Origin of the sequence: Microbacterium sp. I2 (assembly GCF_051364985.1) — a bacterium.
Classification (GTDB): Bacteria; Actinomycetota; Actinomycetes; order Actinomycetales; family Microbacteriaceae; genus Microbacterium.
This window is the reverse complement of record NZ_JBLWIH010000027.1, coordinates 1-13,557: the sequence shown is the minus strand read 5'-3', so window position 1 is coordinate 13,557 and position 13,557 is coordinate 1. Positions and strand designations below refer to the sequence as shown.

Below are 13,557 nucleotides of genomic sequence, written 5' to 3'. Positions count from 1 at the left end.
GCGGGCCTCCTGTATCGCGAACAGACTCACCGGATGCTACGGCGCGGTGCCGACGGCCCGCCAGCACCTCGCGAGATCGATCAGGCCTCGCGCCAGATCCTCACGTCCCAGGGCCCGAGTTCCACGACGGTGCCGGCGTCGTGGGTGGCGTCATCGACGACGGATGCCACGTCCCGCGTCACCGCCACGGTCCGGGACTCCGGCGCCCAGTTGTGCACGACCCACACGCGGCCGCGGGCACCCGCCAACGAGTGCGTCGTCACCTGCAGCGGCCGCTCCGCGAGTGGGCCGGCGACGCGCGCCGGGCCCGCGGCATCCGTCACCACTGCTCTCAGGAGCGAGCGGTCCGGAAGCGTCCCGACGATCGTGACCGTTCCGTCACCCACCACGCTCCGCGTCGCGGCGGCCCACCGGCCGAAGTGCGGGTGGTCGTAGCGCAGCACCACGTCGGCATCACCGGCTTCGAGGGCGTCGACCCAGCCGTGCGCCTGACCGGATGCCCCTGCCAGGGGTCCGTCGGGAGCGACCACCGCCACGGGGTCGGCGAGGGCCGCGAATTCGCGGTACGCCACTCCCGCGGCCGGGCCGAGCACCGCCGGCGCAACCGCGGCACGCATGCGTCCTTCGTCGTCGCCGTATCCGGTGCGCGGTCCCACGATGAGTCGTCCGCCGAGCCGCGCGTACTCCTCGAGTACGGTCAGCGTCCGGTCCGACGCCACGATGAGGCCGGCGACGATCAGGGCAGGGAACCGCGCGAGCAGCTCCCCTGGTTCGGGCAGCCGGCGCTCGTTGACGTAGCCGACCTGCAGTCCGGCGTCGACGGCGGCCCGGCCGAACGCACCCACGATGCGACCGTAGGCGGCGCGATCGGGAGTGCCGCCCCCAACAGCGAGAGGCGGTTCGAACGCCATCATCCATTCGCTGTCGTGCGCGTACACGATTCCCACGTCGGCGTCGGGCTCGGCATCCGCCAGCCACGACGCCGCGCCCGCGAACTCTCGGCCGATCCTCGCGACCTCGCGATGGATCCGGCCGGGCTCGAGGTCGTGCCCGAGGATGCCGCCCCAGTGCACCTCGGCGCCGGAGTGCAGAGTGTGCCAGTGCCAGTACGACACGAGGCGGGCGCCCCGTGCCACCAGCAGCCACGCCGCCTGGGCGAGCTGGCCGTCGTACGGAGGTCGGGTGAGCCACGCCGGCCCGATCGACGCGGCACCCGTCTCGGTCACCAGGAACGGCGCTTCCCGCGAGCCGCGCATGCGGTCGGCCATGAGGATCAGCTGCGGCACGTCGTCGGCGTACCACTGCCCGCCCGCACCCTCACGAGCAAGGTCGAGCGAGTCTTGAGCGAGGTAGTAGGCGTTGCCGCAGGCGACATCCAGGTGCGCGGCGACCGCGACATCGTCCATCGCGGGGCGCTGGTAGGCGATGCACGTCGTCAGGAACGTGTCGTCGGCCACGAGCTCGCGCGCGATCCCGGCCTGCCACTCGATGAACTCCGCTGTCAGCTCGGCCTGGAACCGGCGCCACGCGAGGTCGTACGCGGGCGTCGTGTTTCCGGCCGGATGCCACAGCTCGTCCCACTCGGAGATGCGGTGAGACCAGTACGTCAGCCCCCACTCGCGGTTGAGCGTGTCGACGTCGCCGTAGCGCGCTGCGACCCACCGCCGGAAGCGCGCCACGACGTGGTCGTTGTGGATCAGGTGCAGGCCCGCCTCATTGTCGAGCTGCACGCCGACGACTGCCGGATGACGCCCGTGCCGCCCGAGCACGGCTCGGATGACCCGTTCGGCGTAGCCACGGAACACCTCTGACGTGTAGTCGGCCTCTTGCCGCCCGCCCCAGGGCACGCGGGATCCATCGCGGCGCACGACGGCGAGCTCTGGGTGCTTGCGGGCCAGCCACGGCGGCACCGCGTACGTCGGCGTGCCGAGGATCACGTCAATGCCGTGCGCGTGCGCGCCGTCGAGCACCGGCGTGAGCCAGTCGAGATCGAACTCGCCGTCGCGCGGCTCCCAGGTCGACCAGACGGATTCACCGACGCGGATGCACGTGATCCCGGCATCCGTCATCAATCGCAGGTCGGTCTCGAGCCGCGCACGTCTGGAATGGGCATCGCCGGGCAGGTACTCGTTGTAGTACGCCGTTCCGAGGCGGGGGCCGCCGCGCCACGCGCGCAGGCGGTCGACGGATGCCGCGGCCCCGCCCGCGTCGGAGGGAGAAGGTGCCGCCGGCTCGGCCACGCTCACGCCTCGATGCGGGTGATGCGCAGCGCGAGCGCCTCACCTGCCGGCAGCGCCACGGGAGCGGACTCGCGGTCGTACGCGTCGTTGCGCTGCACGTCGGTCAGCGTGAATCGGCGGCCGACGGGCGTGATCGTCATGTTCCAGGTGTCGATGACGTCGACCTCGAACAGGTCGCCTTCCTCGAGTCGCTCCCCCGGAACGCCGATCGGCAGGCGGAACTCCCATGACTCCGGCGCCGAACGCCCGAGGTACTGGACGTACTGCCGGCGCGGCGCGCCCGCGACGTATGCCGGATCGTCCCACTTGTCGATGGGGTCGAGGCCGGGCACGACGAGGTCGTCGAGGATGCCGCGCAGGAACCCCAGCCGTGCCGGCGATTCGCCGCGCAACGGTCCCCCCTCGACCATGTGCAGGCTGCCACTCTCGGTGACGAAGCTCTCGCCATGCGACGCGTAGCAGCCGGCCACCGTCGTGATCCAGAACTGGTGCACCAGCTCGTGGGCATCGAGATGACCCCAGCGGTCGTCGATGTCGCCCTCGTACTTGATCTCATCCAGCACGACCGGCTTGCCGTAGACGTCGCGGTAGAGGTTCGCGCGGCCGAAGTCGGTCGTCGCCGAACCGTTCTGGATCGACGCATGCGTCACCCACGGCTGGTTGTTGTCGTACAGCTCGATCCAGTTGTGGATCGAGCGCAGGTGATCGTACGGATCGATCTCGGCCAGCAGCGCGCCGGTGCGGTCCCACCGCTCGGCGGGTCGCTCGAGCTGATCGAACTCGTTGCACAGCGACCACCACACGTGGGGGTAGGCGGTCAGGCGCGCGACGAGGTAGCGCAGGTAGATCGCGTCCTCTTCCTCGGTCAGCTCGTTGAGACCGAACTGACCACGGTCATAGGCGTTGTAGATGAGCACGTCCGCTTGGATGCCGCGATCCCCGAGCACGTCGACGGCCCGGTCGAGGCGCTGGAAGAACTCCGGCACGGGCTTCGTGACATCCCAGCGCCCGTCCGTCTTCTCGAACGGCATCAGCTCCGGCACGTGCTCGATGTACCCGCCGCCCTGCGGGAAGACCATGAACCGGAACTTGTTGAATCCCGCCTCGGCGATCGCGTCGACCGTCGACGAGAAGAGGGGCTCGTCCTGGTGCAGCCAGTTGTAGGCGGTCGCACCCACCGGGCGGAAGGGCGCGCCGTCGGCGTGGGCGAAGTGGAACCGGTGCGCCACCCGCACCGGGCCGTGGTCCTTGCCGCGGACGACCTCGAACGTGCCGGTCGTGCCCGACAGCGCGGCATCCTCGCTCTCGCTCTGCCAGGTCCACTCCCCCTCGACATCGGGGGCGAACCTCGCGCGGTACGTGGTGCCGCCGTCCCAGAATCCCGGCACGGCCCGTTCGGCTCCGGATGCCGCGTGCCGCAGTCGCACGGTCAGCGGCGTGCGATCGGCGGGAATGAGCGCCGATCCCTCGAACGTCAGCTCGATGGGACGGTACAGCTCACTGGGCTGAGGGGATGACACGGATGTTCTCCTTCGATGTGGTCCGTAAGAGTCAAGAAGTGGTGCGGCGCGAGCTCTCTCGCACGATCAGCTCCGGTGCGTACACGCGCTGCGGGTCGGGCAGCGACGCCTGCTCGATCGCCTCGAAGAGCAGGTCGACCGCTGTGGCGCCGAAGTCCTCGTGCCTCGCACGCACGCTCGTGAGCGGGATGAGGGATGCCTCGGCGAATTCGTTGTCGTCGTATCCGACGAGCGCGACCTCGGCGGGCACCGAGACTCCGCCGGCGACGAGCGCTTGCAGGATGCCGAGCGCCAGGACGTCGTTCGCGGCGAAGACCCCGTCGGGTCGCTCCGCCGGAGGACGCGCCGCGAGGGCGTCGCCGACCGATCGCCCGACCGCGATCGACCGTTCCGCGACCTCGATCACCTCGAGGTCGCGGGCGACCTGTCGAGCCCCGGCGAGCCGGTCGGCGACCTGCTGCACCGGCAGCGGACCGCCGACGAAGGCGAGGCGGCGGCATCCGTTCGCCCGCAGGTGCTCGGCGGCCTGGTGGCCGCCCGAGACGTCGTCGATCGACACCGATGGCTGCTCGGGCCGGCATGCGCGGCGCCCCACCAGCACCGAGGGCGTGCCTCGATCGCGCATCACCGCGAGTCGCTCCTCGACCGGCTCGAACGACGACACCAGCAGACCCCGCACCTGGCGCTGCTCGAAGGCCTCGAGGTAGGCGTCCTCGCGGTTGCGATCGCCGTGGGAGTGGGCGAAGAACACCGTCATGCCGAGGCGCTCGGCGCGGTACTCCACGTCCTGCGCGATCTCGCTGAAGTGCGGGTTGCTGACGTCGGGCGACAGGTAGCCGATGAGACTGCTGACACCGAGTCGCAGCTGCCGGCCCGCGCTGCTGGGCACGAACCCGAGCTCGGCGATCGCCTCGGCGATGCGCTCCGCCCGCTCGGCCGACACGCGGTCGGGATGATTGAGGTACGCCGACACGGTGCCGACCGCGACTCCCGCGCGGGCTGCAACCTGACGGATCCCCGGCCTCGACATCGTCAGCGCCAGTCGTGCCGGGCGACGAAGCCGAGCCGAGCGCGGATCTTGCGCGTCGACATCAGCGACTCGAACTCGCCGAGATCGTCGGCGACCGGCGTGCCCGGGAACCACCGGGCCGCCACCTCGCGCGACGGCGCCGCCACGCCCGATTCGGGCGCCGCGACGTTGTACACCTCGAACCCGGGTTCGGCGGCGGCGAGCGCCAGCGCGACCGCCTCGGCCCCGTCACGCGCGTCGATCCACGACCCGATGAGGTCGCGTCGGTAGTCCGGTTCGCCCGCGCGCTCGAACGTCGCGTATTCGTCGGCCGCGACGACGTTCGTGAAGCGCAGCGCCGTGATCGAGGTGCCGTCGCCCCAGCGCACGAGCTGCGCGGCGATCGCCTCCTCGGCGACCTTGCCGAGTCCGTACGTGTTGTTGGCGCTCGTGTAGCTCTCGTCGACGGGAAGCGCGGGCGGCGCCTCGTCGAACGGGAAGCCCATCGCCGTGATGCTCGACGCGAGCACGATCGTCCGGATGCCGGCGCGGTGCGCCGCGAACAGTGCGTTGAACGACACGGTCATGTTGTTGTGGAAGGTGGCGGCATCCGGAATCAATCCGTTCACGGGGATCGCCGCGAGGTGGACGAGGGCGTCGAGTCCGTCGTGGCGGGCGGTCACCGAGAGGAACGCGTCGAGGGTCTGGCCGAAGTCGGCGAGATCGACCCGCGTGAAGCCCGGTCCTGGGACTCCGGCGAGGTCGAATCCCGTCACCTCGTGGCCGTCGGCACGAAGCCACTCGACGGTTGCACGGCCGAGCTTGCCGCCGCTGCCTGTCACGCCGATCCTCATTGAGTGCCTCCTCGCACGAGCGACTTGAAACGATTCGAACTCCCTGGCACACTCACTGTACACGCGAAACCGAAACGTTTCAGAGGTGTTCGCGGCTAACGGAAGGCCCACCATGACCGTCATCGTCGACGCACCCCGCATCGAGCACCACCGCGAACCCCTCGGGATCGGCGAGCGGATGCCGCGGCTGTCGTGGGTCGTCAGCTCCGCGCCATCGGGCTGGCGTCAGGCCGCCTACCGCGTCGACATCGAGCGAGACGGCGGCGCGGCCTCGTATGAGGTCGACAGCGGCGAGCAGGTGCTGGTCGAGTGGCCCGCCGAGCCGCTCGGCTCGCGCGACATCGTGACGGTGCGCATCGCGGTGCGCGGTGTCGACGGTGCGTGGTCGGAGGCATCCGCTCCCACGACGCTCGAGACGGGACTGTTCGAACCGTCGGACTGGGTGGCACGGCCCGTCGGCGCCACCCGCAACGAAGACCCCCAGTCCGACGGCCGCCGTCCGTCACTCGTGCGTCGCGATTTCGAGGTGCGCGACGGCCTCGTGCGTGCCCGGCTGTACGCGACCGCGCACGGGCTGTACGAGGCCGAGCTCAACGGCGAGCGCGTCGGCGACGACACGCTCTCGCCCGGCTGGACCGTGTACGGCGCGCGGCTGCGCTACTACACGTACGACGTCACCGAGCAGGTGCGGCCCGGCGCCAACGCCCTCGGCGCGTGGCTCGGCGACGGCTGGTACCGCGGTCGCCTCGGCTGGCGTGGCGGGTTCCGCAACGTCTACGGCACCGATCAGTCGTTCCTCGGCCAGCTCGAGCTGACCTACGCCGACGGCACGCGCGAGGTCGTTGCCACGGATCACACGTGGCGCGCCGCGGCGAGCCCCATCCTGCACAGCGGCATCTATGACGGCGAGGACTACGACGCACGCGAGGAGCACGCCGGCTGGTCGAGTCCCGGCTTCGACGACGCCGGGTGGGAGATGGCGCAGGAACGTCACCGCGACCCCGCCACGCTCGTCGCGCCGACCGCTCCCCCGGTGCGCTGCACCGAGGAGCTGCGACCCGTGGAGGTGCTCACGGGCCCGAGCGGCTCACGCATCCTCGACTTCGGCCAGAACCTCGTCGGGCGTGTGCGCATCCGCGTCTCGGGCGAGGCGGGTACGACGGTGACGCTCCGCACGGCCGAGGTGATGCAAGACGGCGAGATCTACACGCGTCCTCTGCGCGACGCGCGATCGACCGACAACTACACGCTCGCGGGACGCGAGCTCGAGGAGTGGGAGCCGCGCTTCACGTTCCACGGCTTCCGCTACGTCGCGGTGTCGGGCTGGCCCGGCGACCTCGACGCCGATGTTGCCGCAGGGGCGCTCGTCGCGCGGGTCTATCACACCGACCTCGAGCGCACCGGATGGTTCGAGTCGTCCGATCCCGCGCTGAACCGTCTGCACCAGAACGTGCTGTGGGGCATGCGGGGCAACTTCGTCGACATCCCCACCGACTGCCCGCAGCGCGACGAGCGCATCGGGTGGACCGGTGACATCCAGGTGTTCGGCCCGACGGCTTCGACGCTGTTCGATGTCTCGGGCATGCTCGCGGGGTGGTTGCGCGACCTCGAGATCGAGCAGCTGCCCGACGGCACGGTGCCCTGGTACGTACCCGTGATCCCGGCCGACAAGATGTGGACGCCGCTGCGGCCGGGCGCCGTGTGGGGCGACGTCGCGACCCTGTTGCCCTGGACGCTGTACGAGCGCTTCGGCGACACCGGCGTGCTGCGCGCGCAGTTCGACAGCGCGCGGCGCTGGGTCGACTTGATCGAGCGCATCTCAGGGCCGTCGCGACTGTGGAACACCGGCTTCCAGCTCGGCGACTGGCTCGACCCCGCGGCACCGCCGAACGACCCCGCCGACGTCCGCACCGACCGCTACCTCGTCGCGACCGCGTACTTCGCCAAGTCCGCGCGTACGGTCGCGCGCATGGCGGAAGTGCTGGGACTGTCGTCCGAGGCCGGGCGGTACGACGGGCTGGCTGACGAGGTGGCCGCCGCGTTCACCGCCGAATACGTGAACGACGACGGCACGATGACCAGCGACGCGCAGACGGCGTACGCCCTCGCCCTCCAGTTCGACCTCCTCACCGATCCGAAGATGCGGGATGCTGCGGCATCCCGTCTCGCGCAGCTCGTGCGCGACGCCGGCAACCGCATCGCGACCGGGTTCGTCGGCACGCCGCTCGTCTCGGACGCGCTCAGCGGGGCTGGGCACATCGACACGGCGTACGACCTGCTGCTGGAGCGCGAGTGCCCGTCGTGGCTGTACCAGGTGGAGCAGGGTGCGACCACGGTGTGGGAACGCTGGGACTCTCTGCTGCCCGACGGCACCGTGAACCCGGGCCAGATGACCTCGTTCAACCACTACGCCTTGGGTGCGGTGGCGGACTGGATGCACCGGGTGATCGCGGGGCTGGCTCCGGCAGCGCCCGGGTATCGGCGGATTCGGTTCGCGCCTCGTCCCGGCGGCGGGCTGACGTCGGCGTCGGCGCGGCAACTCACGCCGTACGGTGAGGCCGCGATCGCGTGGCGGATCGGGGACGGGGAGTTGCACGTCGAGGTGACTGTGCCGGTGGGTGCCGAGGCGGTGCTGGATCTCGTCGGAGCCGACGAGGAGACGCTGGGCAGTGGCACCTATTCACGCACTGTCGCGCTTCGCGAGTGAGACCCCAGAGTCCCGCCCTGGGCGCGCAAAGGGCACCCTGAACAACTTGTTCATCGGGCGGGGTAAACGCGCCACGAGCGACGCGGGGCCGCGACCACATCTGGAACGCGCCTGCGTCCAACCGGCATCCGCACGGGCAAGAACTAGGCTCCCGAGTTGTGGGTCACATCCTGATCACGGGCATGTCCGGCGTCGGAAAGTCATCGGTGCTGAGCGAACTCTCTCGTCGCGGCCATCGAACCATCGACACGGACTACGGCCCATGGGTTGGCGCAGACGGCGCGTGGGACGAACCGCGAATGGCTGCTCTACTCTCAGCCGCCTCGCCCGTGGTCGTCTCGGGCGCGGTAGAGAATCAGGGGCGCTTCTACAACCGCTTCGCGGCCGTCGTTCTCCTCAGCGCACCGCTCGACGTTCTACTGCGCCGCCTCTCGACGCGTACGAACAATCCCTACGGAAAATCAGAACGCGACCAGGCCGAGGTACGCCGATACGCGCGGGACATCGAGCCCCTGCTACGTCGCGGCGCGACCTTGGAGCTTGATGCGCGCCGACCTGTCAGTGAACTCGCGGATGAAGTCGAGAAGCTGATCGAGCCGCCCGACTCCAAGGACGCCGTAACCGACCGGCATGGGGTTGAGTGAGTAGCGGGTTCATGTCCCGTTGCCCCTCCATTTTCGGCGCGCTCGAGTACCGCCAATCGCTTGTTCCACGTCGCCGACCGCTAGACGCTCGACACTCCGATGATGAATGCTTGCAAGATGACCGATCGCGATCGTTCCCTCGCCTGGGCCGCAGCCGTGGTGATCGGCAGCACGCTCGCGAAGGCGCTTGCCTTCTTCCTCGCGGTCCTCAAACCGCCCGAGCAGATGAATGCACAGACGATGCTTCCGCCAAAGCCCTCTCCCACACCCAGGGACGAATACCGGCCCTAACCCCGGCGAGGTCAGCCGCTCGCGCGCTTGACGACCGGCGTCCGCTCCAATGGTGCGATGGGCTCAGGGTGATTCGAAGTCCGGTCGCACTTCGGCGACTGCGTGGAGCTCTGCCTGCATCCGCGCATGGAGGTATCGTCCGTGTTCGGCCCACCCATCCGGCACAGGATCGGTTTCTGCCCTCGCCTGCCAAGCGGCGTTCCAGGCATAGATGTCGGCGGACAGCTCACTGCTCAGCGGCAGGTCCTCAGCGTCGAGCGTGTACTCGTCGCTGAAGGATTCCCAGATCGGCCACTCCCGCCCCCAATCCGGAAAGAGGCGGATGACCCGCCGTCCGTCCGGGAGAGTGAGCGGAAGTCTCTTACGGCTTCGCAGTGCGAGCAGGCGGTCTTGCATCTCCGCACGCATCCGCCACTCACGAGGCGACTTCGGCGGCGAGTTGTAGTCGCCTCCCACCAGCCAGATCAGGCCACGGCCGCGGGTGGAATCATCGACGACGAGCGCGATCGACCACACCCCGTCCTCGCCCGCGAGGGTGGTCGCAGACCATTCCGCGTCCTTGAACGTCGCATCCTCTAGATCGACCGTGGTCACCGCCGAAGCAGCGCCCGTAAAGACGTAAATCCGGTAGCGCGGGTCGTTCGATTCCCACGATGAGTCTCGTTCGTCGACCTCGATCCCGCGCATCCCACCACGATAGGGCGGCAGCAATTGGCTCACGCAGACGGACCGGCGAACGTGCGGCTCGTCTGGCGCGGGTTCGCCCTCACCCGCTCCTTCCTTGGCCCTGCGCTCCCATGCGAGATCTCGGTTACCGGCGCGAGTCGTGTGGCACAGTGACTGGGTGACCCAACCCGACCTGGCTGCCCTGTCCGAGGCCGTCCGTTCCGCCGCAGAGGCCCGTGCGCGTCACAGACGACTCAGCGCCCAACTGGATGCCACTGGGGCGCTCGTGGACACGCGGCGCAGCGAGCTGGCCGAGCTGCAGCGGGGGCTGCACGTGGAGCAGACCGACGTCCGCCGGCTCGAGACCTTCTCCCCGACGAAGATCTGGGCGACGCTGCGCGGAGACACGGCCGATCGCCTTGCCATCGAGCGCGCCGAAGCCGACGCCGCCGCGCTCGCCGTGGCCGGCGCGCAGGCGCGACTCGACAGCGCCATCGCCGACGCCGCCCGAGTCCGCAGCGAACGCGATGACCTGCGCGGCGCGGATTACGCGTACGGTGAAGCGCTGGCCGCCTACGAGGTCGCCCTGCGTGCAGCCGGCGGCCGCGAAGCGGCGGAACTGACTGCCATCGCCGACCAGTTGGGCGTGGCCGCGGCGCGTCAACGCGAGATCACGGAGGCTGTCGAAGCGCTGCGCGCCACGAAAGCAGCACTTGACGAAGCACTCGTGAAATTGGACAGCGCGGGCGGCTGGTCGACGTACGACACCTTTTTCGGGGGCGGCTTGGTCGCCGACATGGTCAAGCATTCGAACATCAGCGAAGCCACCGACGCCTTCACCGCGGTCAACCGGGCGCTCGAGCGGCTTTCGACCGAGCTCGCCGACCTCGGGGCATCGACCGTCGATGGCGTCGAGATCTCCGACACTCTGGCGGTCTTTGACGTGCTGTTCGATAACGTCCTCAGCGACTGGATGGTGATGGACCGCATCTCCGAAGCACGCGCGAGCGCCGAGAAGCTTGACCACCGCCTCGCTCAGCTCGCAGAGCAGCTGGCCACCAGCGCCGTTGAGACGTCAATGCGGATCAGTACGCTGCTGGAGCGGCGCGAGGCGATCCTCACCGCAGCCTGAACAACCGGTCATGGACATCGCGCACTCGGACGGTGTGCGACCGGAGCGAGGGACAACGCACCGGCGCGCGACCTCCGTGATCACGCGTCGAACAGTTCGCTTGAGGACCCCGGGTGGCCGGGCCTCGGGCCGGTACGGTGAGGACATGAAACGTCCGGCGCGCGCGATCGCTAGGACGAGCGTGTTGACGACACGGTCGGAGGCGGACCCCGCCGGCGACGACGCGCCGCGGCCCCTGTCGGCTAGAGACCGTTGCGTCATCGCGTTGACCATCACCCTGATCCTCGTCAGTGGCTACCTCCTCTTGCAGGTCATCGGTCTCGCGAGCACGAAGGACGCGGTTCCGCCGTCGTGGGTGATCACGGCGCCGGAAGGCGCAACGATCGTGGGAGAACCGCGGATCGAGGCCTCGAACTACAGAGTCACCACGTACGTGACGGTTCGGCCAGCGGCCGGTCGCACAGCTGATGAGCTCCTTGAGGAGATGGGGCTGTCCGAACAGCCCACTCAGCTCGGTCCGACACCGCTGGACTGGCGCGCGTTGTGGATATACAACAGACCTACGCAGGACGGTGTCGAGCTACGGCTGGTTTACCGGCGAGACTCGAGCGACGACATCACGCCATAGTGCGGTGACGGGACCGGCATCCGCTCGGTAGCCGACCCATCTAGTCGCCCGGGTCACGGGATCAAGTCCCGTTACTCGCTCGATGCCGGCGCGCTAGCCGAGCGTCATGTGAGAGCAGAGCGGATCGCAACGTATGGGTCAGGGTGGCCGATATGGGCGGAGCGTGCTACCGGCCAGTAGTCTGCCTCGTCATCGGCCCAGCACGGCACGACGTGGAAGTGAAGGTGCGCAACTGTGCTACCAGAGTCGGGGCCGCTCGCTTGAAGGAGAAAGGTCCCGGTGCTGCCGAGCTCGGTTCGCATCGCCCTCGCCACGAGCCGGACCAAATCCATGACAGCAGCTAGTTCGACCTCGGTCGGTCCGAACAGTCCTTCACGGTGAATGCGGGGTATGACGAGAGTGTGCCCAGGGGCGAGAGCGTCCTCCGCGAGAGGTTTGAACGCGACCGCGTGCTCCTCGACTGCCACCCACGTCGCGGAGTCGTCTCGAATGAGATCGCAGAACACACACGGCACGCTCATGGGGCGACTCTAGCCAGCACGTATTCTCCGGCGTGCCGACAGCCGCCGAAATGCCCGCTGACCGACCCTCGTACGAACCGCTGTGACGCGGGGCAGGCGGATCCAGCGGACTTTCGCGTGGTGAGGCGAGGCCCTACGAGGATGGACGTTTTTACGCTGACCTTCCGACGACATGCCTCGTCTCGTCGCGGCTCGCCGGGGCACGCCGGCGCTACATGGCGTAGTTTGAGTGCAGTCTCGGCGTCAAAGTGCGACGGCCGGACACGCGAGAGGAGGCGGTTGGTGGGCATCGCTTTTCCGGCGGGGGCGGTCTCGGTCACAACCGCAAGTGGCGACACAGTCATCCTGCGCATCTGCGATCTTTGCGGTGCCGCCGTCGTCGAAGCCGACGGTACCGACCTCGCGTTCCACAAGCGCTGGCACCGTGCCAACGGATCCGGCAACTGGGTCGACCCCGCGACCGGCCGTCTACACGGTCCGGAGAATCCGTTCTTCCCTGGCGGGTCTTCCGACTGAGGGGGTGCGCGCGGCTACACCCTCGATTGCGAAGAGCCAGTTTGGTTCGTCCTGCCGGACTCCCGGTGGGAAGCGGCCTGCGCGACTCGGAGCAGGTGCTCACACAGCTCCTAGGGCGGAAGGTCTGGACCACCCGCGACGGCATCCGCTACGACTCCTCGACTCTCGGTCTTGAACAGAAGGTTGTCTGCGCGCTGCGTGACCGGCTACCGCACGGCTGAGAACTATGCTCCCGAGTTGTGGATCAAATCCTGGTCACGGGAATGTCCGGCGTCGGAAAGTCATCGGTGCTGAGCGAACTCTCTCGTCGAGGCCATCGAACGATCGACACGGACTACGGCCCATGGGTGCGCGCAGACGGCGCGTGGGACGAACCGCGAATGGCTTCTCTACTCTCAGCCGCCTCGCCCGTGGTCGTAGCCGGCACGGTAGAGAATCAGGGGCGCTTCTACGACCGCTTCGCGGCCGTCATTCTTCTCAGCGCACCGGTCGACGTCCTGCTACACCGCCTCTCGACGCGTACGAACAATCCCTACGGAAAATCAGAACGCGACCAGGCCGATGTACGCCGATACGCGCGGGACATTGAGCCCCTGCTACGTCGCGGCGCGACCCTGGAACTCGATGCGTGCCGGCCCATCGGCGAACTCGCCGACGAGATCGAGAAGCTCGCAATACCGCACGGCTCCGGTAGCGCACGGTAGGCGATCCTTGGGTTCTTGCGGTGGTCGCAACACTTGCTGAATGGAGAGTGTTGTGGCGGAGTTGGCGCTGAGGTTCCGGCTGGATGTGGTCCAGCAGGCGTGGGAGTGCTTTCAGGCGGGGCAGT

The 13,557-nt window shown here is 68.8% G+C and carries 13 protein-coding genes; 7 read left to right on the top strand and 6 right to left on the bottom strand.

Annotation, left to right across the window (positions count from 1 at the left end; all coding sequences use genetic code 11):
- Positions 1-80: 80 nt before the first annotated feature.
- Genes ACLKM7_RS19085 through ACLKM7_RS19070 form a run of 4 tightly spaced genes read right to left on the bottom strand, consistent with a single transcriptional unit; the run spans position 81 to position 5,611 of the window.
- On the bottom strand, positions 81-2,246 hold the full coding sequence (locus ACLKM7_RS19085; RefSeq protein ID WP_436448885.1) for a beta-galactosidase: 2,166 nt from the start codon (positions 2,244-2,246) through the stop codon (positions 81-83).
- The gene (locus tag ACLKM7_RS19080; RefSeq protein ID WP_436448884.1) at positions 2,243-3,760 is read right to left on the bottom strand and encodes an apiosidase-like domain-containing protein; all 1,518 of its coding nucleotides are present in this window, start codon (positions 3,758-3,760) and stop codon (positions 2,243-2,245) included. The genes ACLKM7_RS19085 and ACLKM7_RS19080 overlap by 4 nt, the downstream gene beginning before the upstream one ends.
- A 31-nt stretch (positions 3,761-3,791) precedes the next feature.
- On the bottom strand, positions 3,792-4,790 hold the full coding sequence (locus tag ACLKM7_RS19075) for a LacI family DNA-binding transcriptional regulator (protein ID WP_436448883.1): 999 nt from the start codon (positions 4,788-4,790) through the stop codon (positions 3,792-3,794).
- Between the two features lie 2 nt (positions 4,791-4,792).
- A complete protein-coding gene (locus tag ACLKM7_RS19070) occupies positions 4,793-5,611 on the bottom strand; it encodes an NAD-dependent epimerase/dehydratase family protein (protein WP_436448882.1) in 819 nt (272 codons plus the stop codon).
- Between the two features lie 124 nt (positions 5,612-5,735).
- On the opposite strand from ACLKM7_RS19070, the gene ACLKM7_RS19065 reads away from it, so the two are divergent.
- The 3 genes from ACLKM7_RS19065 to ACLKM7_RS19055 all read left to right on the top strand — a co-directional run bounded on the left by ACLKM7_RS19065 (position 5,736) and on the right by ACLKM7_RS19055 (position 9,265).
- Complete coding sequence (locus ACLKM7_RS19065; RefSeq protein WP_436448881.1) at positions 5,736-8,330, top strand: family 78 glycoside hydrolase catalytic domain; 2,595 nt, start codon at positions 5,736-5,738, stop codon at positions 8,328-8,330.
- A 158-nt stretch (positions 8,331-8,488) separates the two neighbouring features.
- Positions 8,489-8,974 carry an AAA family ATPase gene (locus ACLKM7_RS19060; protein WP_436448880.1) on the top strand — a complete coding sequence of 162 codons (486 nt, stop codon included), beginning with the start codon at positions 8,489-8,491 and terminating at the stop codon, positions 8,972-8,974.
- A 117-nt stretch (positions 8,975-9,091) separates the two neighbouring features.
- Positions 9,092-9,265, top strand: a complete 174-nt coding sequence (locus ACLKM7_RS19055) for a hypothetical protein (protein WP_436448879.1) — start codon at positions 9,092-9,094, stop codon at positions 9,263-9,265.
- A gap of 63 nt (positions 9,266-9,328) precedes the next feature.
- Here ACLKM7_RS19055 and ACLKM7_RS19050 read toward each other — a convergent pair whose 3' ends face one another.
- Positions 9,329-9,952 carry a hypothetical protein gene (locus tag ACLKM7_RS19050; protein ID WP_436448878.1) on the bottom strand — a complete coding sequence of 208 codons (624 nt, stop codon included), beginning with the start codon at positions 9,950-9,952 and terminating at the stop codon, positions 9,329-9,331.
- A 157-nt stretch (positions 9,953-10,109) separates the two neighbouring features.
- On the opposite strand from ACLKM7_RS19050, the gene ACLKM7_RS19045 reads away from it, so the two are divergent.
- Positions 10,110-11,063, top strand: a complete 954-nt coding sequence (locus ACLKM7_RS19045; protein ID WP_436448877.1) for a hypothetical protein — start codon at positions 10,110-10,112, stop codon at positions 11,061-11,063.
- 145 nt (positions 11,064-11,208) lie between these two features.
- Entirely contained in the window at positions 11,209-11,691 is a 483-nt protein-coding gene (locus tag ACLKM7_RS19040; RefSeq protein WP_436448876.1) for a hypothetical protein, read from the top strand.
- Between the two features lie 104 nt (positions 11,692-11,795).
- Here the strand turns inward: ACLKM7_RS19040 and ACLKM7_RS19035 are convergent, their stop codons facing one another.
- Positions 11,796-12,212 carry an HIT family protein gene (locus ACLKM7_RS19035; protein WP_436448875.1) on the bottom strand — a complete coding sequence of 139 codons (417 nt, stop codon included), beginning with the start codon at positions 12,210-12,212 and terminating at the stop codon, positions 11,796-11,798.
- Positions 12,213-12,494: 282 nt separating this feature from the next.
- On the opposite strand from ACLKM7_RS19035, the gene ACLKM7_RS19030 reads away from it, so the two are divergent.
- Together ACLKM7_RS19030 and ACLKM7_RS19025 are read left to right on the top strand one after the other, a co-directional pair.
- Positions 12,495-12,728: a histidine ammonia-lyase gene (locus ACLKM7_RS19030; RefSeq protein WP_436448945.1), complete on the top strand. Its 234-nt coding sequence runs from the start codon at positions 12,495-12,497 to the stop codon at positions 12,726-12,728.
- 239 nt (positions 12,729-12,967) lie between these two features.
- Positions 12,968-13,432: an AAA family ATPase gene (locus ACLKM7_RS19025; protein ID WP_436448874.1), complete on the top strand. Its 465-nt coding sequence runs from the start codon at positions 12,968-12,970 to the stop codon at positions 13,430-13,432.
- The last annotated feature ends 125 nt before the right edge of the window (positions 13,433-13,557 follow it).